We start from the raw sequence: 21,926 nt of genomic DNA, 5'->3' as shown, positions 1-21,926 counted from the left end.
TCGGCGAGGACCGGATCCCGGAGGGCATTGTCAGTACCCGGTGGCAGACTGAGACGCAGATCACATCCATAGGGTCCGGACGGCAGACGCGACACCGGGAGAGGTGAGTGCGATGACAGGCGGGGCGAGCGGCGTTCCCACGATCTACCCGACGATCCTGTACGACGACGCGAAGGCGGCGATCAGGACGCTGACGCAGGGCCTCGGCTTCACCGAGGAGGCGGTCTACGAAGGGGAGAACGGCAGTGTGCTGCATGCCGAGCTGTCCTGCGGCAACGGCAGGGTGATGCTCGGCTCCAAGGGGCGCGAGGGACTGTTCGCGCGGGCGATGACGGGCGCGGGCCCGGCGGGGGTGTACGTGGTGGTGGACGAGGTGGACGAGCACTGTGCCCGCGCCAAGGAGTTCGGCGTGGAGATCCTCATGGAGCCGACCGACCAGGACTACGGCTCCCGGGACTACATGGCGCGGGACGCCGAGGGCAACGTGTGGAGCTTCGGGACGTACGCCCCGGGGTCCGGCTGAGCGGGCCGGGCGGCTCCCCGGCGCGGCCGCGGTCGGGTTTCGTGCGGGCCCCGGGGCCACCCGGGGCCCGGGTCAGGCTCCTCCGGTGTGCACCTGGAAGGCGGCCCGGCGGACCGCCTTGGCCAGGGCCGGGTCCGGGTGGGCCGCGGCCAGGGCGACCAGGACCTGGACGGTGCGCGGATGGCCGACGGCCCTGACCTCGTCGAGCAGGGCCGGTACGGTGCCCTGGACCGCGGAGTCGAGGTGGCGCACCAGCAGCGCGGTCTCGCCGTGATCGGCGACGGCCGCCGCGGTGTCGACCCAGAGCCAGGTGGCCTCCTCGCGGCTGAGGACGTCCGGGGCGTCGTCCGGGTCGTTGCCCTCGTACTCGGCGAGCCAGAGCAGCGCGTAGGGCCGCAGCGAGGGTTCGGCGAGCGAGGCCCGGACCTCGGGTTCGGCGGGGGCGCCGACGACCCTCAGCGCCTCGAAGGCCAGTCCGCGCAGCAGCGCGTCCTCGCCCCGGGCGACGGCCAGCAGTTCGGCGACGGCGCTGCCGACGGTGCGGGCGGCGAGCCAGGCGCGGTATTCGGCGCGGGCCGGGCCGGGGGTGAGCCGGGCGCAGCCGAGGAGCATGTCGGCGGCGGACTGCTCGATGTTTCCGGCCGGGCTCTGGGCGGCGACGCAGATCTGTTCCAGCTTGACCCAGACCGCCCAGTTGCCGAGCGGGGTGAGGGTGGCCTGCCCTTTGCCGAGCGTCAGCGCCCCGACGGCGGCGAGGCCCTCCAGGGCCCAGTCGAGCAGCAGGGCGTTGAGGTCGGCGCTCCGGGCGGGTCCGGCGCCGTTCTCGGCCGTCGCTGCCCGGGCGGGGGTCTCCACCGGGGCGGCGGGCGCGGTTCTGCCGGGTCCCAGGGGCACTTCGCAGCGCTCCTCCTGGAGTTCGGCGACGCGCTGGCCGAGGAGGTCCAGCAGGGCGGGGACGGTGACGGGCCCCGCGGAGAGCTGGAGGAGGGAGAGCACCTGGGGCACGGCCTCGACGGCTTCGGCGACCGCCCCCGCCTCGATGTCCGCGGGTGCGGCGTGGACGAGCGACCAGGCGTCGAAGAGCGCCACCCAGCCGCGCAGCACGGCGGAGTCGTCCCGGTCCCAGGCGCGCAGCCGCCAGCCGGGGCGGGCGGTGTCGCCGTGCAGCTCGATCAGTCCGGCCAGCCGGGCCCGGTCCCAGCCGGCGCGGACCTGCGCCGGGGAGAGTTCCAGAGCGGTGGCCGCCCGTTCGAGGGCGTGGGCCGCGAGCGGAGCGGCGGTGCCCGGCCCCGGCGTGCCCGCCGCCCAGTGGGCGATGCGTACGGCGTCGGCGAGCACCGTCCTGGCCTGGCGCGCCAGTTCCGTACGGGGCGGGGTGCCCTCGGGGGGCCGGGGAGCCGGCCTGGTACGCCGGGTCGTCACGGCCTTGCGGGCGGTGGCGAGGGGTCGCGGGCGGACAAGTCGCAGCCTGGAGTCGCGCGGAGTACGGGACGTCACGGGAGCAGTCTTGCCCCTGACGGCCCGAAAGCCCAAACGGAAGGCGTTTCGCCGGTACGGGAAAGGTTCCCCCGGTGCGGCGGCAAGCGGGAGAGTTCACCCCATCGGCTCACATCAGGGGTGTGAGGAAGCGTCGCAGGGTCTCCTCGTAGCGGGCCGGGCCGGCGTTCCACATCGACGCATGCGGAGCCTGCGGTACGGCGTGGAGACTGACCACGTCCGGGCGTCGGGCGGCGAGCTCGCGGGAGGCGGCCCAGGGGGCGATGGTGTCGTCCGGGCCGTGCAGGATCAGGGTCGGGGTGCGCAGGGAGGCGGGCGCCGAGGTCTCCAGCAGCGGGGCGGCGTTCATCCCGGTCCTGCCCTGGGCGGCGCGGACGGCGAGCGGCAGAAGGACGGCCGGGACCCCGCGGGCCGCGGCCAGGGCGCGCAGGGTGACCTGCCAGTCCAGCACCGGGGAGTCGAGGACGAGGCCGCTGATCCGGTCGCGGAGCGGGGACTCGACCGCGGCGTACAGGGCCATGGTGGCGCCGGTGGACCAGCCGTGGACGATCACGTTGCGGGCCCCGTGGCGCAGGGCCCAGCGGAGGGCGGCGTCGAGGTCGCGCCACTCGGAGGCGCCGAAGTGACCGAGGCCGTCCGCGGGGCGGGGGGCTCCGGGGTCGCCCCGGTGGGCGAGGTCGAGCACGGGGAAGCTCTGTTCGTGGAGAAACCCCATCAGGTTCATGGGGTGGGCCCGGGTGGTGCCGAGGCCGTGCACGGTGATGACCCAGGTGTCGCGGGCGCCGGGGACGTACCAGGCGGGCAGGGCGCCCAGCTCGCCGGGGATCGCGACCTCCTGGTGGTCCAGGCCGAGGTCGGCGCTCGGGTCGCCGTCGTACAGCGCGGGGGTGAGCCGCACTTTCGCGCCCGGTTCGAGGAGCCCCCGGCCGACGCTCTCCAGCCTGCGGACGACGGTGTCGGCGGCCTGGGAGGCCCCTTCGACGACGGGCCCGACGACCGCGTGGACGCCGGGTCCGGACAGGCCGTAGGTGCCGGGCCTGAGCGCCGAGAAGGACCGGGTCAGGGTGACCTGTCCGGCCGCCGTGGCGTGCACGGTGAGTCTGCGGTCGGCGGGGAGGGGACGTCCGGGCGTCGCTTTGAGGGCGACGTCGCTGGCGTACCGGCCGGCCGCGACCGCTGTCGCACCGACGCCGAGGATCGTGGTGACGGCCGTTGCCGTCGCGGTTACCGGGCGCACCGCTTCAGTGTCGTGGGGCGGGAGGCGGGCTGCCAGTGGGCGGGGCCGTCCGGGTCGGACGCGGGCCGGGTCCGGTCCCGTGCCGTGGCCCGGGCCCCGGTGGTTCACGCGGGTGCTCGGGGCAGGCGGGGGTCAGCCGGGCTGGCCGTATCCCTTGAGGGCTTCCGTCACCTCGTCCAGCTGGGCCGCGTCGAGCAGGGACGGGGTGCGGCCGGGTAGGGAGCTCGCGGTGAGCCAGAGGCGGCAGAGCCACTCCAGTTGGGCGGTGCGCTCGTAGGCCTGGTCGAGCGTGTCGCCGTAGGTGACGGTGCCGTGGTTGGCCAGCAGACAGCCGGTGCGGCCCTCCAGGGCCCCGAGCATGGCCTCGGCCAGTTCCGGGGTGCCGTAGCGGGCGTAGGCGACGGTGCGGACGGGGCCGCCGAGGATGGCGGCGGCGTAGTGGACGAGCGGCACCTCGGTGACGAGGGTGGAGACGGCGGTGGCGTGCACGGCGTGGGTGTGCACCACGGCGGCAGCGTCGGTGGAGCGGTAGACGGCCAGGTGGAGGGGGAGTTCGCTGGTCGGACCGAGGTCGCCGAGGACCTGTCGGCCTTCCAGATCCACGCCGACCGCGTCGTGGGGTCCGAGCCGGTCGTAGGGCACCCCGCTGGGCGTGACCAGGACCAGGTCGCCGACGCGGGCCGACACGTTGCCCGAGGTGCCGACGACCAGGCCGTCCGCCGCGCTGCGGCGGGCGGTCGCGACGACGTCCAGCCAGGTCCGCCCGACGGATTCCGAGTGCTGCTCGCTCATGGGGCGAGCGTAGGGGTCAAGAGGCGCAACCGGAACGTCACATGAGAGGTGACGGAGGTCTCTTCCGGGTGCCGAACAGCCGTTCAAAATGTTCGCCATCCAGTGGCAAAGAGCAGCCCACGCCCCGCCCCACAGGCACCATGCGGCCCCTCCCGGACACAAGCGGAGGGAACCCACTCCGTTTGGAGTCACCGCAGCGCCCTGCCCAGTTCATCTTCCGTTCATCCAGGTTGCCTACGGTCCATGTGCCACTGACGTCGAACGATTGCCTGGGTAAATGGAACACATCACGCTGCTGCTTGCGATTGTGGTCGTGACAGCTCTCGTGTTCGATTTCACGAACGGTTTCCACGACACCGCCAACGCGATGGCTACGACCATCTCGACCGGCGCTCTGAAGCCCAAGACAGCGGTGGCGATGTCCGCCGTTCTCAACCTGATCGGCGCGTTCCTGTCGGTGGAGGTCGCCAAGACGATCTCCGGCGGGATCGTCAACGAGGACGGCATCAGAACCGAGGTCATCTTCGCGGCGCTCGTCGGCGCCATCCTGTGGAATCTCCTGACCTGGCTGGTCGGCCTGCCCTCCAGCTCCTCCCACGCCCTGTTCGGCGGACTGATCGGCGCCGCCGTCATGTCGGCCGGCTGGTCCTCGATCAACGGCGGCACCGTCGTCACCAAGGTGCTGCTCCCGGCGATCGCGGCCCCGCTGGTCGCCGGCCTCGCCGCGATGCTCGCCACGCGGCTGACGTACCGGATCAACCGGAACGTCACCGACGAGGGACAGCTGAAGTCGACGGCCAAGGGCTACCGGGCCGGACAGATCGCCTCCGCCGGTCTCGTCTCGCTCGCCCACGGCACCAACGACGCCCAGAAGACGATGGGCATCATCACGCTGGCCCTGGTCACCGGCGGCGTCCTCGCCCCCGGCTCCAACCCGCCCATGTGGGTCATCGTCTCCGCCGGTGTGGCCATCGCGCTCGGCACCTACCTCGGCGGCTGGCGCATCATCCGCACGATGGGCAAGGGACTGACCGACCTCCAGCCGCCGCAGGGCTTCGCCGCCCAGACCAGCGCGGCGACGGTCATCCTGGCCTCCTCGCACCTCGGTTTCTCGCTCTCCACCACCCAGTCCTGCTCCGGTGCCGTCATGGGCGCGGGCCTCGGCCGCAAGGGGGGCGTGGTCCGCTGGTCCACCGCCACCCGGATGTTCGTCGCCTGGGGGCTGACGCTCCCGGCGGCCGGTCTGATCGGTGCGGGCGCCGAGTTCCTGACCAAGCAGGGCCCCTGGGGCATCGCCGTCACGGCGGTCATCCTGGTGGGCGGTTCGTTCGCCATCTGGCTGGCCTCGCGCCGCCAGCCGGTCGACCACACCAACGTCAACGACACGGACGGGGAGGGCGAGCCCCAGGGCATCGTCACCACCGCCATGGCGGCGGTCCAGCCGCCGCCCGTCGGCGGCCCGGCCGCCGACCTCGCAACCACCCTCCCGGCCTCGGCGCCCGACGACCCGGCCCGGCCGCCGGCCAAGGTGTAAGGACAGATCCGCATGAAAATCGACTGGGCAGCTCTCGCCTCCGTCTTCGGTGTCAGCCTCGTGGTCACCGTCGCGCTGGTCGGCCTCTTCACTCTGGGCATCGTCGCCCTCTCCAAGCAGTCCGCCACGGCCGGAGGCAGCGCCTCCGGAGGATCGGTCGCGCTGGCGCGCACCGGCGCGTACGCCTGCTTCGCGGCGTGCGTGGCGGCGGTCACGTACGGGATCTACCTGATCGTCGCCTGACCCCGCACCCCGCACCCCTTCGGGCCGGACACACTCTCGTGTGTCCGGCCCGATGTGTGTCTGCGCACAATGGAGCCTCGCAGGTCAACAGCGAGTTGACGGTTGTTCGCGGGGCGTGGTGGACTGCCGGAGCCATTTACGGCGACAGCAGAGGAAGCCGGTGCGAATCCGGCGCGGTCCCGCCACTGTCACCGGGGAGCGCTCCCCCACACGGAACGTCACGGCCCGCTCGCGCGGGCTGGAAGGCCGGGGGAACCGCGGATCCGGAAGCCAGGAGACTCTCGTCGCCGGTCACGTCGAACCAGGGCGCGGACCCTGAGTGAGGACATACGCCATGCCCGGCCGCCGTGCGCCGCTTCCTGTGCCTCCCACGACAGCCCATCGCGCCGGAGCACCTCTCCCCGCGACCGGCTGAGCCATGCGTGCCGACCGCGTTTTCGCGTACGGCGCCACGGCCGGGCTGATCGCCGACGCCCTGCTCGGCGACCCCCGCCGGGGCCACCCCGTCGCCGGATTCGGCCGCGCCGCCGCGCGGGTGGAGTCCCTGCTGTGGCGTGACGGCCGGGGCCGGGGCGCGCTGCACACCCTCGTCTGCGCCGGAGGCGCCGTGGGGGCCGCAGCGCTGACCGCGCGCGCCGTCCGGGGACGCCCCGCGCTCGCCGTCGCGCTGACCGCCGCCACCGCCTGGTCCGTCGTCGGGGGGACGTCACTGGGGCGGGAGGCCCGCGCCATCGGCGGCGCCCTGGCCGCGGGGGACCTGGAGGTGGCGCGGGAGCGCCTGCCGCGTCTGTGCGGGCGCGATCCGCACTCCCTGGACGGTCCGGGCATCGCCCGCGCGGTCGTCGAGTCGGTCGCCGAGAACACCTCGGACGCCGTCGTCGGCGCGCTGGTGTGGGGGGCGATCGGCGGGGTGCCGGGGCTCGTCGGCTTCCGGGCGGTGAACACGCTCGACGCGATGGTCGGCCACAAGTCACCCCGCTACCGCCGTTACGGCTGGGCCTCGGCCCGTCTGGACGACCTCGCGGGGTGGCCCGGCGCCCGGCTGACGGCCGCGCTGGCCGTAGCGGGCGGCGGGCGGCCCCGGGAGGCCGTACACGCCTGGAGGGCGGACGCGGGGCGTCACCCGAGCCCGAACGCGGGGCCGGTGGAGGCCGCGTTCGCGGGGGCGCTCGGTGTGCGGCTGGGCGGGACCCTGGCGTACGCGGGGCGCGTCGAGCACCGGCCGGTACTGAACGGAGAGTCCGGGCGGGACGTGCGGGGCGCGGACATCGAACGCGCGGTACGGCTGTCGCGCCGGGTGAGCGCGCTGGCCCTCGGCGTGTGCGTGGCGGGGCGGATGGTCGCGGGCCGCGTGGTCGCGGGACGGTCGTCGGCAGGGCGGCAGCGGGGTCGGGGGCGGTCATGAACGGTCCGGCACGGAACGCGGTACGGGAACGGGAGCGGGTATGAGCGGCGGGCTGCTGGTCGCGGGGACCACATCGGACGCGGGCAAGAGCGTGGTCACGGCGGGCATCTGCCGGTGGCTGGTGCGCCGGGGCGTGAAGGTCGCGCCCTTCAAGGCCCAGAACATGTCCCTGAACTCCTTCGTGACCCGGCAGGGCGCGGAGATCGGCCGGGCCCAGGCGATGCAGGCGCAGGCCGCCCGGGTGGAGCCGACGGCGCTGATGAACCCGGTGCTGCTGAAACCCGGCAGCGACCGGTCCAGCCAGGTCGTGCTGATGGGCAGGCCGGTGGGAGAGATGAGCGCCCGGGGGTACCACGGGGGGCGGCAGGAAGCGTTGCTCGGGACGGTGACGGACTGTCTGGAGGAGCTGAGGGCCACGTACGACGCGGTCATCTGCGAAGGAGCCGGGTCCCCGGCCGAGATCAATCTGCGGCGCACGGACATCGTGAACATGGGGATCGCGCGGGCCGCGAGGTTCCCGGTCCTGGTGGTCGGGGACATCGACCGGGGCGGGGTCTTCGCTTCCTTCTTCGGTACGACGGCGTTGTTGAGCGCGGAGGACCAGGCGCTCGTCGCGGGCTATCTGGTGAACAAGTTCCGGGGCGACGTCTCGCTGCTGGAGCCGGGCCTGGACATGCTGTACGGGCTGACCGGGCGGCGGACGTACGGGGTGCTGCCGTACGCCCACGGGCTCGGCATCGACGAGGAGGACGGTCTGCGGGTGTCCCTGCGGGGTGCGGTGCGGGAGTCGGTCGTGGCTCCCCCGCGCGGCGAGGACGTGCTGCGGGTGGCGGTCTGCGCCGTACCGCTGATGTCGAACTTCACGGATGTGGACGCGCTGGCCGCCGAACCGGGCGTCGTCGTGCGGTTCGTGGACCGGGCGGAGGAGCTGGCCGACGCGGACCTGGTCATCGTGCCCGGGACGCGCGGCACGGTGAAGGCGCTGGCCTGGCTGCGCGAGCGGGGCCTCGCGGACGCGCTGGTGCGGAGGGCTGCGGAGGGCCGGCCGGTGCTGGGGATCTGCGGCGGGTTCCAGGTGCTCGGCGAGCGGATCGAGGACGAGGTGGAGTCGCGGGCCGGCGTCGTGGACGGGCTCGGGCTGCTGCCGGTGCGCATCCGCTTCGACCGGGACAAGACGCTGGCGCGGCCGGTCGGTTCGGCGCTCGGCGAGCCGGTGGAGGGGTACGAGATCCACCACGGGGTGGCCGATGTCCGGGGCGGGGAGCCGTTCCTCGACGGGTGCCGGGTGGGGGCGGTGTGGGGGACGCACTGGCACGGGTCTCTGGAGAGCGACGCGTTCCGGCGGCGGTTCCTGGTGGAGGTGGCCCGGGCCGCCGGGCGGCGGTTCGTGCCGGCGCCGGACACGAGTTTCGGGGTGTTGCGGGAGGAGCAGCTGGATCGGCTCGGGGATCTGGTGGAGGAGCACGCGGACACGGACGCGTTGTGGCGGTTGATCGAGGAGGGTGCGCCTGCGGGGTTGCCGTTCGTGCCGCCGGGGGCGCCCGCCTCGCCGGGGGCCGGCGCGGGTACGGGTGCGGGTGGTCCGGCGAGCCGGGGCGCTGCCCCGGACCCCGCTCCTCAATCGCCGGAGGGGCTTGATTGTGCCGGGCCAACGCCCCAGGGGCTCGGGGAAGCAGCTGTTGTTCATGTCGACCAGGAGGCCAAGTGAGTACGCCGTATCCCTTCACCGCGATCGTCGGGCAGGACGACCTGCGGCTCGGGCTGTTGCTGAACGCGGTCAGTCCGGCTGTCGGCGGAGTGCTCGTACGGGGCGAGAAGGGGACCGCCAAGTCCACCGCCGTGCGCGCGCTCGCCGCCCTCATGCCGGAGGTCTCCGTCGTGCCGGGGTGCCGGTTCTCCTGCGACCCCGTCTCCCCCGATCCGGCGTGTCCCGACGCGCCGCACGCGGAGGCCGTCGGTGTGTCGCGGGCCGCGCGGACCGTGGAGCTGCCCGTCGGCGCGTCCGAGGACCGGCTCGTGGGGGCGCTGGACATCGAGCGGGCGCTGTCGGAGGGCGTGAAGGCGTTCGAGCCGGGGCTGCTGGCCGACGCGCACCGCGGGATCCTGTACGTCGACGAGGTCAACCTGCTCCACGACCACCTGGTGGATCTGCTGCTGGACGCGGCGGCCATGGGCGCCTCGTACGTCGAGCGCGAGGGCGTCTCCGTACGGCACGCGGCACGGTTCCTGCTCGTCGGGACGATGAACCCGGAAGAGGGCGAGCTGCGGCCGCAGTTGCTGGACCGGTTCGGGCTGACCGTCGAGGTGGCCGCCTCCCGGGACACCGACGAGCGGGTCGAGGTGGTGCGGCGCAGGCTCGCGTACGACGACGACCCCGAGGGGTTCGCCGCGCGCTGGGCCGGGGAGGAGAGCGCCCTGCGGGAGCGCATCGCCGCCGCGCGCGCCCTGCTGCCCCGCGTCGTGCTCGGTGACGGCGTGTTGCGGCAGATCGCCGCGACCTGCGCCGCGTTCGAGGTCGACGGGATGCGGGCCGACATCGTGATGGCCCGTACCGCGACCGCGCTGGCCGCCTGGGCGGGCCGCGAGGAGGTCACCGCCGACGATGTGCGGCAGGCCGCTCTCCTCGCGCTCCCCCACCGGCGTCGCCGCAACCCGTTCGACGCGCCCGGCCTGGACGAGGACAAGCTCGACCAGACCCTGGACGAGGCGGCAGGGGATGAGGGACAGGGCAACGACGACGATCCCGGCCCCGGCCCCGATGACGGTGGCGGCGGGGGCGGTGGCGGCGGCGTACCGCCGCAGGCCGATGGCGACCGCACCCCGCCAGGGACTTCGGAAGACGACGACACGCCGTCCGGGCCTCCCGAGGGCACTCCCGACACGCCCGGCCGGTCCACCGGGGCCGAGCAGCAGCCGGTGGCGTCCGCCGAGCCGTTCCGGACGAAGATGCTCAGCGTACCGGGGCTCGGCGCGGGCGCTGCGGGGCGGCGCTCCCGGGCCCGTACCGAGCACGGGCGTACGACCGGCGCCCGCCGCCCGCAGGGGTCGCTGACCAAGCTGCACCTGGCCGCGACCGTGCAGGCCGCCGCCCCGCACCAGCGGGCGCGCGGGCGCTCGGGGCGGGGGCTCGTGGTGCGCCGGGACGATCTGCGGCAGGCGACCCGGGAGGGGCGTGAGGGCAACCTCGTGCTGTTCGTCGTGGACGCGTCGGGCTCGATGGCGGCGCGGCAGCGGATGAGCGCGGTCAAGGGGGCCGTGCTGTCGCTGCTGCTGGACGCCTACCAGCGGCGGGACAAGGTCGGTCTGGTCACCTTCCGGGGCAAGGAGGCGGAGGTGGTGCTGCCGCCGACCTCGTCCGTGGACGCGGCCGCCTCCCGTCTGGAGTCGCTCCCGACCGGGGGCCGTACACCGCTGGCCTCGGGACTGCTCAAGGCTCATGACGTGCTGCGGGTGGAGCGGCTGCGCGATCCGTCGCGGCGGCCCCTGCTCGTCGTGGTGACGGACGGCCGCGCGACCGGCGGGCCGGAGCCGGTGGCGCTCGCGGGGCGGGCCGGACGGCTGCACCGCTCGGAGGGAACGGCATCCGTCGTCGTGGACTGCGAGTCGGGGTACGTACGCCTCGGTCTCGCCGGGGAGTTGGCCCGGGAACTGGGAGGCACCGCCGTCACGCTCGACGAACTGCGGGCCGACTCGATCGCCGGGCTCGTCAAGGACGTCACCGCAGCCGGGAGGGCCGCTTAATGCCGCAGGGACAGCCGACATCGGTGCCGGACGACGGGCTCACCACCCGTCAGCGGCGTAACCGTCCGCTCCTGTTCGTCCACACGGGTATCGGCAAGGGCAAGTCGACGGCCGCCTTCGGGCTGGCGTTGCGGGCCTGGAACCAGGGCTGGCCGATCGGGGTGTTCCAGTTCGTGAAGTCCGCGAAGTGGAAGGTCGGCGAGGAGAACGCGCTGAAGGTACTGGGAGCGAGCGGCGAGGGCGGCACCGTCGACTGGCACAAGATGGGCGAGGGCTGGTCCTGGGTCCAGCGCGACGGGCAGCTGGACAACGAGGAGAAGGCCCGCGAGGGCTGGGAGCAGGTCAAGCGCGACCTGGCGGCCGAGACGTACAAGCTGTACGTGCTCGACGAGTTCGCCTACCCGCTGCACTGGGGCTGGATCGACACGGACGAGGTCGTCGAGGTGATGCGTAACCGGCCGGGCACCCAGCATGTGGTGATCACCGGCCGCAACGCGCCGGACGCGCTGATCGAGGCCGCCGACCTGGTGACCGACATGTCGAAGGTCAAGCACCCGATGGACGCGGGGCAGAAGGGGCAGAGGGGCATCGAGTGGTGAGGGTGCCCCGTCTGGTCATCGCCGCTCCGGCCTCCGGCAGCGGCAAGACCACCGTCGCCACCGGGTTGATGGCCGCCTTCGCCGCGCGCGGGCTCGCCGTCTCCCCGCACAAGGTGGGGCCGGACTACATCGATCCGGGCTACCACTCGCTGGCGACGGGACGCCCCGGCCGCAATCTCGACGCGTACATGTGCGGGACGGATCTGATCGCCCCGCTCTTCGCGCACGGGTCGGCGGGGTGCGACCTCGCCGTGGTCGAGGGGGTGATGGGGCTGTACGACGGCGCCTCGGGGCAGGGGGAGCTGGCGTCCACCGCGCAGGTGGCGAAGCTGCTGCGCGCCCCCGTGGTGCTGGTGGTGGACGCCTCCTCGCAGTCCCGTTCGGTGGCGGCCCTGGTGCACGGGTTCGCCTCCTGGGACCCCGAGGTCAGGATCGGCGGGGTGATCCTGAACAAGGTGGCCTCCGACCGGCACGAGGCGCTGCTGCGGGACGCGTTGGACGAGTCGGGGCTGCCGGTCCTGGGCGTGCTGCGGCGGGCCCCGCAGGTGGCGACGCCCTCGCGCCACCTGGGGCTGGTCCCGGTGGCCGAGCGGGGCTCCGAAGCGGTGGACGCCGTGGCGGCGATGGGCGAGCGGGTGCGCGCCGGGTGCGACCTGGACGCGCTGATGGCGCTGGCCCGGACGGCGCCGGCGCTGCCGGACGAGACGTGGGAGCCGGAGTACGCCCAGGAGCCCGGTGCCACCGCTGTGGAGCCCGGTGCCCTCGCGGTGAAGCCCGTCGTGGCCGTGGCCGGCGGGGCGGCGTTCACCTTCGCGTACGCGGAGCACGCCGAGCTGCTGGCGGCGGCCGGTGCGGAGGTCGTGGTCTTCGACCCGCTGCGGGACGAGAAGCTGCCGGGGGGCACGGCGGGGCTCGTCATCGGCGGCGGGTTCCCGGAGATGTACGCCCCCGAGCTGTCGGCCAACGAGCCGTTGCGGCGGGCGGTCACGGAACTGGCACTGAGCGGCGCCCCGGTGGCGGCCGAGTGCGCGGGGCTGCTGTATCTGGCGCGGGAGCTGGACGGGAAGCCCATGTGCGGGGTGCTGGACGCCGAGGCCCGGATGTCCGAGCGGCTGACGCTCGGGTACCGCCAGGCGGTGGCCGTGTCGGACAGTGCGCTGGCGGTGGCGGGGACCCGGATGCGCGGTCACGAGTTCCACCGCACGGTGCTGGAGCCGGGGGCGGGGACCACGCCCGCCTGGGGCATGCACCAGCCGGAGCGGCGGGTCGAGGGGTACGTCCAGCGGGGCGTTCACGCGAGCTATCTGCACACCCACTGGGCCGCGTCGCCCGGGGTGGCCCGGCGGTTCGTCGAGCACTGCCGGGCGCGGTGAACCCACCGTCCGGGGGGCGCACCCGTCGTGAAGGCGCGCTCGGGCGTACGCGTGGCTCACTCCGCGATGCCGACGACCAGCCAGATGAAGCCCACGCCCCCGATGGTGCAGAGAAGGGTGGAGCGGGCGGGATGGGTGTGGTGCGCCTCGGGAAGGATCTCCGCGGCGGCCAGGTAGAGCAGCGCTCCGCCGAAGAAGCCGAGATAGCCGCCGAGCAGTTCCTCCGGAAGGGTGAACAGCAGCGTCGTCGCGGCTCCCACGACCGGTGCCGCGGCAGCCGCGAACAGCATCAGGAGCGCCTTGCGACGGGCGTTCCCGTAAAGACTGGTGAGGGTGTACGTGTTGAATCCGTCGGCGAAGTCATGACTGATCACCGCCAGCGCGACGGCCACGCCCATGGAGCCGCTGACCTGGAAGGCGGCGCCCAGCGCGATGCCGTCCATCAGGCTGTGGACGACCATCGCGGCGGCCGCCGTCAGCCCCACCTGCGGCACGCGGTCGCCGTGGTGGCCGCTCGCCCCGTGTGCCACCTGGCGTCCGGCGAGCAGCCGCTCCACCAGATGGGCCGCCAGGAAGCCGCCGACGAACAGCAGCAGGGCGGCGGGAACCCCGAACACCGGCGTGCCCGCCGCCTCGATCGCCTCCGGCAGGAGGTCGAGTCCGACCACGCCGAGCATCAGACCGCCCGCGAGGCCGAGCACCAGGTGACGGCGGTCGGTGACGCGTTGTGCGACCCAGCCGCCGGCCAGAGTCATCAGGAACGCGCCGAGCGCGACGAACACCGCCATGGGGCCTTGCTAGCCGATCGGGGCCTCTCTCCGCATCTCAGGGTGTCCTTACCCGCGGCGTCCGCCGTACCCCTCCCAGCGCCCGTTTCCGTATACGGGACGACCCCGTCGCCTCGTCTCCCGCACCACCGGGACGTATGACCTGAAAGGCAGGACTCCGCCGATGACCGGAGCATCCGTCGGCACCGGACCGGAGTCCGGGGCCCGCAGTCTGGTGGTGGGGGTCGGCGCACGCCGGGGCGCCCCCGGCGATGTGGTGTTCGCCCTGATCGAGGCGGTGCTCAGCGGGGCGGGACTGGACGCGGCGGACGTGCTGGAGGTGGCGACGGTCGACGCCAGGGCGGACGAGCCGGGGATCGTGGGGGCGGCGGCCCGGCTCGGGGTGCCGCTGCGGACCCATCCGGCCGGGGCGCTGGCCGCGGTCCGCGTGCCGCACCCCTCGGGCGCGGTGGACGCCGCGGTGGGGACTCCGTCGGTCGCGGAGGCGGCGGCACTGATCGAGGCGGACGAACTGGTGGTGCCGAAGACCCGCGCCCCGGGCGGGAAGGCCGCCGGCAGGGGGATGGCGACCTGTGCGGTGGCCCGCCGGTTTCCGGCGGTCGCCGGGACTTTCGAGGTTTCCGGGAGGAAAACTTCCACCTCACCGGTGACGTCGGGCTCCCACCCGTTCACCATGGCTGCCATGAATCCCCCCACGCCCCCCACGCGGAACATCGAGAGCGCAGGGCCCGACCTGCGCCACCACGGCGACGCGGAGGTGCGCGGCGAGAATCTGACCGATCTCGCCGTGAACGTCCGTACCCACACTCCCCCGGAGTGGCTGCGCGAGCGGATAGCCGCGTCGCTCACCTCGCTGGCCGCTTACCCGGACGGGTCCTTGGCCCGTGCCGCGGTCGCCGGCCGGCACGGGCTGCCGGTGGAACGGGTGTTGCTGACGGCGGGCGCGGCCGAGGCGTTCGTCCTGATCGCCCGGGCCCTGCCGGCCCGTTGTCCGGTCGTGGTGCATCCTCAGTTCACGGAGCCGGAAGCGGCCCTGCGGGCGGCCGGGCACGCGGTGGGCCGGGTGCTGCTGAGCGCCGAGGACGGCTTCCGGCTCGATCCGGAGGCGGTGCCCGAGGAGGCGGACCTCGTGGTGATCGGCAACCCGACGAATCCGACGTCCGTGCTGCACCCGGCGGCGCTGCTGGAGCGGTTGGCGCGGCCGGGGCGGACGTTGGTGGTCGACGAGGCGTTCATGGACGTCGTGCCGGGCGAGCGCGAGGCGCTGTGCGACCGGGCGGACGTCCCGGGGCTCGTGGTGCTGCGCAGCCTCACCAAGACGTGGGGGCTGGCCGGGCTGCGGATCGGTTATGTCCTGGCCGCTCCGGAGACCGTGGCGCTGCTCTCCGAGGCGCAGCCGCTGTGGCCGGTGTCGTCCCCGGCGCTGGCGGCGGCGGAGGCCTGCATGGAGCCGAGGGCGCTGGTGGAGGCGGCCGAGGCGGCGGACCGGATCACGGTGGACCGGTCCCATCTGCTCGCCGGGCTGGCCGAGTTCAGTGAGGTGGAGGTGGTGGACGCGGCCCGGGGGCCGTTCGTCCTGGTGCGTCTGGAGCGGGCGGCGGAGGTCCGGGAGCGGTTGCGGCTGCTGGGCTTCGCGGCGCGGCGCGGGGACACGTTCCCGGGGTTGGGGCCGCAGTGGCTGCGGCTCGCGGTCCGCGACCGGGCCACGACCAATCGTTTCCTCCAGGCCCTGGACCAGGCCGTGCAGGCGCTGCCGGCCAGATCGGGGCGCTGAGGGGCGCTGAGGCGCCCGGCGGGGCGGGGGCGGCGTCCGTCGTGCGAACGCCGCCCCCTCACCCGTATCAGTTCTGGCTGCTGCCACGCCTGCGGGCCAGCACCGTCGCGCCCGCGCCGGCGGCCAGCAGCAGGGCCGCTCCGCCCGCGATGTACGGGGTGGTGGAGCTGCCGCCGGTCTCGGCGAGGTTGGCCTCGGTGGGGGCGGTGCCGGTGTCGGAGCCGGTCTGCGTCTTCACGTCGCCGCCCGTGGAGCCGCCGTCCGTGGTGCCGCCCGGCTCCTCCGGGGTCTTCGGCTCCTCAGGGGTCTTCGGCTCCTCAGGGGTCTTGGGCTCCTCGGGGGTCTTGGGCGCCTTCGGGGTTTCGCAGGTCGCCTCGGCGAGGGTGACCTCGCCCTCGACCTCGGCGACGTTGAGATTCAGCGGGTTGACCGACACCTTGAGCTGGAGCGCCGTCGCGGCCGCCGTGCGCTCGGTGGTGACCGTCTTGGAGAGGTCGAGCGAGACCTCGCCGACGCCCGGCACCGCCACCCGGGTCGGCCCGCCCGCGCTGAGCGTCACCTTCTTGCCGAGCACCGCGACATGGCCGAGCACGTTCGACTCGGCGACGGGCTTCCTGCCGGTCTCGCAGACCGCCTTGGAGGTGACCTTCTCGACCTCGATGAGCGAGAGCACCGGCAGTCCGGGCACATGGATTTTGGCCTTCGCCAGGTTGGTGTAGCCCTCGGCCCTGTGCTCGTCGACGGTGGCGTTCGCGGTGGCCACGTCGGCGCGCAGGACGCTGACCGGGGCTCCGCCCGCCACTCCGTCCACGTTCACGCTGAGCGCGGTCCTCTCGGCGCTGGCCGGGGCCGTCACCTCGTTGAGCGTGACCTTGAGGGGCACCTGGACGGACTTGTTGAGGAGCGAGACGTCGAGCCCGGTACGGAGCACGACCGCGCTCGCCCTGCCTTCGCCGCCGGTGGTGGGCGTCGCCGGGGCTGCGTGCGCGGGGACGGCGGCAAGCAGGGCGACGGGGCCGGCGGCGACCGCCAGGGCGGCGAGACGGAAGGTGTTGCTGTTCAAGATGGTGGAACCCCCACAAGAGACATGGAGCCACCGGCACAGTCCAATGGGGGACATCGCCTGCGCCGGTGGCCTCGACTCCGTGAATCTTTACGCACTGAGGGTGAACTGACGGACACCTGGCGTGAGTTCACCCCAAAGGGGGGTTTCCGCGCGCATATTCGAATCTTTCGGCACGCGCGTTCGCCGGTGTCACCCGTTGCACCCGCTTCACCCGGCGCGAGTCGTACGGAGTGCGCTCGCGCCGGAGCGTGCGCAGAGGTGCCTCAACGAGTCCGGGACCGCGTCCGTCACTGCTCGTCAACGCAGCACCGCGCCGCTCTCATCCGATCACCCGCCCGTTCAGCACGATGTGCCGGGGGGCCGCCAGCACCCGGACGTCGGCGCGCGGGTCCTCGTCGTACACGACCAGATCCGCCGGAGCGCCCTCCTCCAGCACGGGGCGTCCCAGCCAGCGCCTGGCCCCCCACGTGGTCGCGGAGAGGGCCTCCAGGGCCGGGATGCCCGCCTTGACCAGCTCGGCGACCTCGCCCGCGACCAGTCCGTGTGCCAGGGAGCCGCCCGCGTCGGTGCCGACGTAGACGGGGATCCCGGCGTCGTACGCGGCGCGCACGGTGTCGTAGCGGCGGTCGTACAGCTGCCGCATATGGGCCGACCAGCGGGGGAACCTGGCCTCGCCGCCGGCCGCGAGGTCGGGGAAGGTGGCGATGTTGACCAGCGTCGGGACGATCGCGACCCCCCGTTCGGCGAAGAGCGGGATGGTGTCCTCGGTGAGGCCGGTGGCGTGCTCGACGCAGTCGATGCCCGCCTCCACCAGATCGGTGAGCGACTCCTCGGCGAAGCAGTGCGCGGTGACCCGGGCACCCAGCCGGTGCGCCTCGGCGATGGCCGCCTCGACCTCCCCGCGCGGCCAGCACGCGGTCAGATCGCCGGCGTCGCGGTCGATCCAGTCCCCCACCAGCTTGACCCAGCCGTCCCCGCGCCGGGCCTCCCGGGCCACGTACGCGACGAGGTCGCCGGGCTCGATCTCATGGGCGTAATCGCGGATGTAGCGGCGGGTCCTGGCGATGTGACGGCCGGCCCTGATGATCTTCGGCAGGTCCTCGCGGTCGTCGATCCACCGGGTGTCGGAGGGCGATCCCGCGTCCCGGATCAGCAGCGTTCCGGCCTCCCGGTCGGTGAGCGCCTGCTTCTCGGCGGTCGCCGCGTCGACCGGGCCGTGCCGGTCGAGGCCCACATGGCAGTGCGCGTCGACCAGCCCTGGCAGCGCCCAGCCCCTGACCGTCACCGCGCCGTCGGCGCCGGACGGCCGCTCGTAGGTGATCCGCCCGTCCACGGCCCACAGTTCGTCCCGCACCTCGTCCGGGCCGACGAGCACCCGGCCCTTCACGCGCAGCACCCGCTGCTCCTCCTGATCACTCATACGCGGCACTGTACGAGGCCGTCGGTAGGCTGCCCGTGCGATTCCGACCGTCGAACGATCCCGAAGAGAGCCCCACCGTGACGCACCCCTTGCTCGACCTTCCCCCGCTCACCGCCGACCGCTTCGCGGCGATCGAGCGGCGCGTGGCCCGGCTCCTCGCCACGGAGCAGGACGTCGTCATCACCCAGGGCGAGGCGCTGCTGCCGCTGGAGGGCTGCATCCGCGGCGGCGCGCGGCCCGGCTCGACCGCGCTGAACGTGGTCACCGGACCCTACGGGCAGACCTTCGGCAACTGGCTGCGGGACTGCGGTGCGGAGGTCGTCGACCTCACGGTGCCCTTCCACGCCGCGGTCACCGCCGGCCAGGTCGCCGAGGCGCTCGCCGAGCACCCGGGGATCGACTTCGTCTCGCTGGTGCACGCGGAGGCGGCGACCGGCAACACCAACCCGGTCGCGGAGATCGGCGAGGTGGTCCGGGCACACGGCGCGCTGTTCATGCTGGACGCGGTCGCCTCGGTGGGCGCCGAGCCGCTGCTGCCGGACGTCTGGGGCGTCGACCTGTGCGTGATCGGCGCGCAGAAGGCCATGGGCGGGCCCGCCGGGGTGTCGGCGGTGTCGGTGAGTGAGCGGGCCTGGGAGCGGATCGCCGCCAACCCGGCCGCCCCGCGCCGCTCCTACCTCTCCCTCCTGGACTGGAAGGAGCGCTGGATCGACGCCGGCCGCAGGGCGCTGCCGCACGCCCCGGCGCAGCTGGAGATGCTGGGCCTGGAGGCCTGCGTGGCGCGGATCGAGGACGAGGGCCTGGACACACTGATGGCCCGCCACGCGTCGGCCGCCGCGGCGACCCGGGCCGGGGCGGTGGCCCTGGGCGGAGGGCTGGAACCGTACGTCCACGCGGCGCGGGACGCGGCCCCGGTGGCGACGACGCTGCGCGCCCCGGCGGGGACGGACGCGGCCGTGCTGGTCGCGGGGGCGCTGGCGGCGGACCCCGCGCTGCCGCTCGTCGCGGGCGGCGGGGCGCTGTCCAAGGAGATGATCCGGGTCAACCATTACGGGGCGGATGCGACGCGGGGCGTGGTGCTGTCCTCGCTCGCGGCCCTGGGGGCGGTGCTGGCCGACGCGGGCCTGCCGGTCGATATCGAGGCTGCCCGGCGGGCCGTTTCGGAAACCTGGCCGAGCCTCTGATATTCATAGTGTGGGAAGCTGCTTTATTAAAAGCAGCTTCCCACATTCTTCTGCCCGCTTTTCCGTCACCTAAACGGGCCAGTTTTTTCCGGCCTCGAACTTCATAATTCGGACACATCTCGCGAGAGTTACAACCCTGTGACCGACTCCACAAGGGCGGCGTTACGCCCGATTAATTCCGGACAAAATGCAGGAAGTTGCCCCCGGATCGGGGGAAACCTCGCGCACGCCTGATAGCACATGAGGGCCCGCCACCCAACCCTCTACGTCGATGCAATTTCGAAATTTGCTGGGTAAATTCAATTCGCATGACCGCCGCACCAGCAGATTTTGCCCGTGCCCGAAGCGAATTCCTCAGTATCGATGTGCCACGAGTGGAGGACGGAGCCGCGATCTGGCGCATAGCCCGCGACTCCAAGGTCCTGGACCTGAACTCCTCGTACAGCTACCTGCTGTGGTGCCGTGACTTCGCCGCGACCTCCGCCGTCGCCCGTGGCGAGAACGGCGAGCCCATCGCCTTCGTGACGGGCTACATCAGGCCCGACCGGCCCCAGACCCTCGTCGTCTGGCAGGTGGCCGTCGACCAGGCCCACCGCGGCAAGGGACTGGCCGCCAAGCTGCTGGACTCGCTGACCGCCCGGGTCGCCGCCGACCAGGGCCTGTCGTCCGTGGAGACGACGATCACGCCGGACAACACCGCCTCCGACCGGCTGTTCACCTCCTACGCCCAGCGCCACGACGTCGCGGTGGAGAAGGAGGTGCTCTTCGACGGCGCGCTGTTCCCCGAAGAGACGCACCTGCCCGAGGTGCTCTACCGGATAGGCCCGTTCGCCACCTGAGCCGCCCCGGCCCCCGCACTCCGGCGTACCCGACCCGTACGCCCGGACCCACCGACTTTTCGCGCCGTCCGACCACTCGGCGCGGTCCCGGCCGCATCCGCGCGGCGGGGAGCACTCGACCACTGCCCGTCACACCCCCCTCACGCAGGAGATCAGCTGTGACCATCACCCCGCCCGCCCTGAGCGTCTTCGAGACCCTGGAGTCCGAGGTACGGAGCTACTGCCGCGGCTGGCCCGCCGTGTTCGACCGCTCGCAGGGCGCCCGGCTGACCGACGAGGACGGCCACTCCTACCTGGACTTCTTCGCCGGGGCCGGCTCGCTCAACTACGGCCACAACAACCCGGTGCTGAAACGAGCGCTGATCGACTACATCGAGCGCGACGGCATCACCCACGGCCTGGACATGGCGACCACCGCCAAGCGGGCGTTCCTGGAGACGTTCCAGAACGTGATCCTGCGCCCGCGCGACCTGCCGTACAAGGTGATGTTCCCCGGCCCGACCGGCACCAACGCCGTCGAGTCGGCGCTGAAGCTGGCCCGTAAGGTCAAGGGCCGCGAGTCCGTCGTCTCGTTCACCAACGCCTTCCACGGGATGTCGCTGGGTTCGCTCGCCGTGACCGGCAACGCCTTCAAGCGGGCCGGGGCCGGCATCCCGCTGGTGCACGGCACCCCGATGCCGTTCGACAACTACTTCGACGGCACGGTCCCCGACTTCCTCTGGTTCGAGCGACTGCTGGAGGACCAGGGCTCCGGGCTCAACAAGCCCGCCGCCGTGATCGTGGAGACGGTCCAGGGCGAGGGCGGCATCAACGTCGCCCGCGCCGAATGGCTGCGTGCGCTGCAGGAGCTGTGCCACCGCCAGGACATGCTGCTGATCGTCGACGACATCCAGATGGGCTGCGGCCGTACCGGCGGCTTCTTCTCCTTCGAGGAGGCCGGCATCGTCCCGGACATCGTCACGCTGTCGAAGTCCATCAGCGGCTACGGCATGCCGATGTCGCTGTGCCTGTTCAAGCCCGAGCTGGACATCTGGGAGCCGGGCGAGCACAACGGCACCTTCCGCGGCAACAACCCGGCCTTCGTCACGGCCGCCGCCGCGCTGGACGCCTACTGGGCGGACGGCCAGATGGAGAAGCAGACCCTGGCCCGCGGCGAGCAGGTCGAGCAGACGCTGCTGGCCATCTGCGCCGAGGAGCCGACCGCGCGGTTCCGCGGCCGGGGCCTGGTGTGGGGCATGGAGTTCGAGGACCCGGCGCGCGCCTCCGCGGTCTGCGCCCGCGCCTTCCAGCTGGGGCTCCTGCTGGAGACCTCGGGCCCGCAGAGCGAGGTCGTCAAGCTGCTGCCGCCGCTGACCATCACCCCCGAGGAACTGGACGAGGGCCTGCGCACGCTGGCCCGCTGCGTCCGCGAAACAGCCTGACCCGGCACCGTTCGGGGCAGGTGGAGAAGAAGAAGTCCCGGGCCGCGAGGCCCGGGACACTGTGGAGAGAAGAGAAAGGCAACCGTTCACCGTGATCGTCCGATCGTTCAGTGACATCGAGAACACCGACCGGCATGTGAAGTCCACGTCCGGCACCTGGGAGAGCAAGCGCATCGTGCTCGCCAAGGAGAAGGTGGGCTTCTCGCTCCACGAGACCGTGCTGTACGCGGGCACGGAGACCTCCATGTGGTACGCGAACCACATCGAGGCGGTGCTGTGCACCGAGGGCGAGGCCGAGCTCACCAACGACGAGACCGGCGAGACGCACTGGATCACGCCCGGCACCATGTATCTGCTGGACGGCCACGAGCGGCACACCCTGCGGCCCAAGACGGACTTCCGCTGCGTGTGTGTCTTCAACCCCCCCGTCACCGGACGGGAGGACCATGACGAGAACGGTGTCTACCCACTGCTGACCGAGGAGGCCTGA

General features: G+C 73.1%; 19 protein-coding genes and 1 riboswitch. Of the genes, 13 read left to right on the top strand and 6 right to left on the bottom strand.

The features are described 5' to 3' along the window. Window positions 1–112: 112 nt before the first annotated feature. Entirely contained in the window at window positions 113–523 is a 411-nt protein-coding gene (locus AB0F29_RS05620) for a VOC family protein (RefSeq protein WP_361867675.1), read from the top strand. Window positions 524–595: 72 nt separating this feature from the next. Here the strand turns inward: AB0F29_RS05620 and AB0F29_RS05615 are convergent, their stop codons facing one another. The 3 genes from AB0F29_RS05615 to AB0F29_RS05605 all read right to left on the bottom strand — a co-directional run bounded on the left by AB0F29_RS05615 (window position 596) and on the right by AB0F29_RS05605 (window position 4,049). Beyond that, window positions 596–1,945, bottom strand: a complete 1,350-nt coding sequence (locus AB0F29_RS05615; RefSeq protein ID WP_361867801.1) for a hypothetical protein — start codon at window positions 1,943–1,945, stop codon at window positions 596–598. 184 nt (window positions 1,946–2,129) lie between these two features. After that, window positions 2,130–3,257, bottom strand: a complete 1,128-nt coding sequence (locus AB0F29_RS05610) for an alpha/beta fold hydrolase (protein WP_361867673.1) — start codon at window positions 3,255–3,257, stop codon at window positions 2,130–2,132. A gap of 132 nt (window positions 3,258–3,389) precedes the next feature. Further along, window positions 3,390–4,049: a class II aldolase/adducin family protein gene (locus tag AB0F29_RS05605; protein WP_361867671.1), complete on the bottom strand. Its 660-nt coding sequence runs from the start codon at window positions 4,047–4,049 to the stop codon at window positions 3,390–3,392. Between the two features lie 277 nt (window positions 4,050–4,326). Here AB0F29_RS05605 and AB0F29_RS05600 point away from each other — a divergent pair, with 277 nt between their 5' ends. The 7 genes from AB0F29_RS05600 (at window position 4,327) to AB0F29_RS05570 (ending at window position 12,944) form a co-directional block, all read left to right on the top strand. Further along, window positions 4,327–5,583 (top strand): inorganic phosphate transporter, encoded by a 1,257-nt coding sequence (locus tag AB0F29_RS05600; protein WP_361867669.1) that lies wholly within the window; start codon window positions 4,327–4,329, stop codon window positions 5,581–5,583. 12 nt (window positions 5,584–5,595) lie between these two features. Beyond that, window positions 5,596–5,826, top strand: a complete 231-nt coding sequence (locus AB0F29_RS05595; protein ID WP_361867668.1) for a hypothetical protein — start codon at window positions 5,596–5,598, stop codon at window positions 5,824–5,826. A 149-nt stretch (window positions 5,827–5,975) separates the two neighbouring features. Further along, window positions 5,976–6,107: riboswitch (cobalamin riboswitch) on the top strand. 137 nt (window positions 6,108–6,244) lie between these two features. Next, a complete protein-coding gene (locus AB0F29_RS05590) occupies window positions 6,245–7,231 on the top strand; it encodes a cobalamin biosynthesis protein (RefSeq protein WP_361867667.1) in 987 nt (328 codons plus the stop codon). A 40-nt stretch (window positions 7,232–7,271) separates the two neighbouring features. After that, the gene (locus tag AB0F29_RS05585; RefSeq protein ID WP_361867665.1) at window positions 7,272–8,939 is read left to right on the top strand and encodes a cobyric acid synthase; all 1,668 of its coding nucleotides are present in this window, start codon (window positions 7,272–7,274) and stop codon (window positions 8,937–8,939) included. Beyond that, window positions 8,936–10,972, top strand: coding sequence for a putative cobaltochelatase (locus tag AB0F29_RS05580; protein ID WP_361867663.1), 2,037 nt, complete (start codon window positions 8,936–8,938; stop codon window positions 10,970–10,972). Before AB0F29_RS05585 ends, AB0F29_RS05580 begins: the two co-directional genes overlap by 4 nt. Continuing rightward, window positions 10,972–11,571, top strand: coding sequence for a cob(I)yrinic acid a,c-diamide adenosyltransferase (gene cobO, locus AB0F29_RS05575; RefSeq protein ID WP_026237554.1), 600 nt, complete (start codon window positions 10,972–10,974; stop codon window positions 11,569–11,571). The genes AB0F29_RS05580 and cobO overlap by 1 nt, the downstream gene beginning before the upstream one ends. Further along, complete coding sequence (locus AB0F29_RS05570) at window positions 11,565–12,944, top strand: cobyrinate a,c-diamide synthase (protein ID WP_361867661.1); 1,380 nt, start codon at window positions 11,565–11,567, stop codon at window positions 12,942–12,944. The genes cobO and AB0F29_RS05570 overlap by 7 nt, the downstream gene beginning before the upstream one ends. A 56-nt stretch (window positions 12,945–13,000) precedes the next feature. On the opposite strand, the gene AB0F29_RS05565 is transcribed toward AB0F29_RS05570, so the two are convergent. Further along, window positions 13,001–13,732 (bottom strand): ZIP family metal transporter, encoded by a 732-nt coding sequence (locus tag AB0F29_RS05565; protein WP_018957698.1) that lies wholly within the window; start codon window positions 13,730–13,732, stop codon window positions 13,001–13,003. Window positions 13,733–13,895: 163 nt separating this feature from the next. On the opposite strand from AB0F29_RS05565, the gene cobC reads away from it, so the two are divergent. Further along, window positions 13,896–15,506, top strand: coding sequence for an Rv2231c family pyridoxal phosphate-dependent protein CobC (gene cobC / locus AB0F29_RS05560; protein ID WP_361867659.1), 1,611 nt, complete (start codon window positions 13,896–13,898; stop codon window positions 15,504–15,506). A gap of 67 nt (window positions 15,507–15,573) precedes the next feature. Here cobC and AB0F29_RS05555 read toward each other — a convergent pair whose 3' ends face one another. Continuing rightward, on the bottom strand, window positions 15,574–16,569 hold the full coding sequence (locus tag AB0F29_RS05555; protein WP_361867657.1) for an SCO1860 family LAETG-anchored protein: 996 nt from the start codon (window positions 16,567–16,569) through the stop codon (window positions 15,574–15,576). A gap of 322 nt (window positions 16,570–16,891) precedes the next feature. Beyond that, complete coding sequence (locus tag AB0F29_RS05550; protein ID WP_361867656.1) at window positions 16,892–17,992, bottom strand: amidohydrolase family protein; 1,101 nt, start codon at window positions 17,990–17,992, stop codon at window positions 16,892–16,894. Between the two features lie 77 nt (window positions 17,993–18,069). Between AB0F29_RS05550 and AB0F29_RS05545 the strand changes: the two genes are divergently transcribed. From AB0F29_RS05545 to AB0F29_RS05530, 4 genes are all read left to right on the top strand, one after another. Continuing rightward, a complete protein-coding gene (locus tag AB0F29_RS05545) occupies window positions 18,070–19,176 on the top strand; it encodes an aminotransferase class V-fold PLP-dependent enzyme (protein WP_361867655.1) in 1,107 nt (368 codons plus the stop codon). A gap of 308 nt (window positions 19,177–19,484) precedes the next feature. Further along, window positions 19,485–20,015 carry a diaminobutyrate acetyltransferase gene (ectA, locus tag AB0F29_RS05540; RefSeq protein WP_361867653.1) on the top strand — a complete coding sequence of 177 codons (531 nt, stop codon included), beginning with the start codon at window positions 19,485–19,487 and terminating at the stop codon, window positions 20,013–20,015. A 158-nt stretch (window positions 20,016–20,173) separates the two neighbouring features. Continuing rightward, window positions 20,174–21,436 (top strand): diaminobutyrate--2-oxoglutarate transaminase, encoded by a 1,263-nt coding sequence (gene ectB, locus AB0F29_RS05535; RefSeq protein WP_361867651.1) that lies wholly within the window; start codon window positions 20,174–20,176, stop codon window positions 21,434–21,436. A gap of 91 nt (window positions 21,437–21,527) precedes the next feature. After that, entirely contained in the window at window positions 21,528–21,926 is a 399-nt protein-coding gene (locus tag AB0F29_RS05530) for an ectoine synthase (protein ID WP_361867649.1), read from the top strand.

Origin of the sequence: Streptomyces sp. NPDC026589 (assembly GCF_040638385.1) — a bacterium.
Lineage (GTDB): Bacteria > Actinomycetota > Actinomycetes > Streptomycetales > Streptomycetaceae > Streptomyces.
This window is presented reverse-complemented; position numbering and strand designations above follow the sequence as displayed.

Excerpts from the sequence above, each read along its gene's own strand:
- AB0F29_RS05550 (WP_361867656.1), bottom strand. The coding sequence starts at position 17,992 with ATGAGTGATCAGGAGGAGCAGCGGGTGCTGCGCGTGAAGGGCCGGGTG.
- AB0F29_RS05590 (WP_361867667.1), top strand. The coding sequence starts at position 6,245 with ATGCGTGCCGACCGCGTTTTCGCGTACGGCGCCACGGCCGGGCTGATC.
- ectA (WP_361867653.1), top strand. The coding sequence starts at position 19,485 with ATGACCGCCGCACCAGCAGATTTTGCCCGTGCCCGAAGCGAATTCCTC.
- AB0F29_RS05600 (WP_361867669.1), top strand. The coding sequence starts at position 4,327 with ATGGAACACATCACGCTGCTGCTTGCGATTGTGGTCGTGACAGCTCTC.
- AB0F29_RS05585 (WP_361867665.1), top strand. The coding sequence starts at position 7,272 with ATGAGCGGCGGGCTGCTGGTCGCGGGGACCACATCGGACGCGGGCAAG.
- AB0F29_RS05595 (WP_361867668.1), top strand. The coding sequence starts at position 5,596 with ATGAAAATCGACTGGGCAGCTCTCGCCTCCGTCTTCGGTGTCAGCCTC.
- AB0F29_RS05565 (WP_018957698.1), bottom strand. The coding sequence starts at position 13,732 with ATGGCGGTGTTCGTCGCGCTCGGCGCGTTCCTGATGACTCTGGCCGGC.
- AB0F29_RS05620 (WP_361867675.1), top strand. The coding sequence starts at position 113 with ATGACAGGCGGGGCGAGCGGCGTTCCCACGATCTACCCGACGATCCTG.
- AB0F29_RS05605 (WP_361867671.1), bottom strand. The coding sequence starts at position 4,049 with ATGAGCGAGCAGCACTCGGAATCCGTCGGGCGGACCTGGCTGGACGTC.
- cobO (WP_026237554.1), top strand. The coding sequence starts at position 10,972 with ATGCCGCAGGGACAGCCGACATCGGTGCCGGACGACGGGCTCACCACC.
- cobC (WP_361867659.1), top strand. The coding sequence starts at position 13,896 with ATGACCGGAGCATCCGTCGGCACCGGACCGGAGTCCGGGGCCCGCAGT.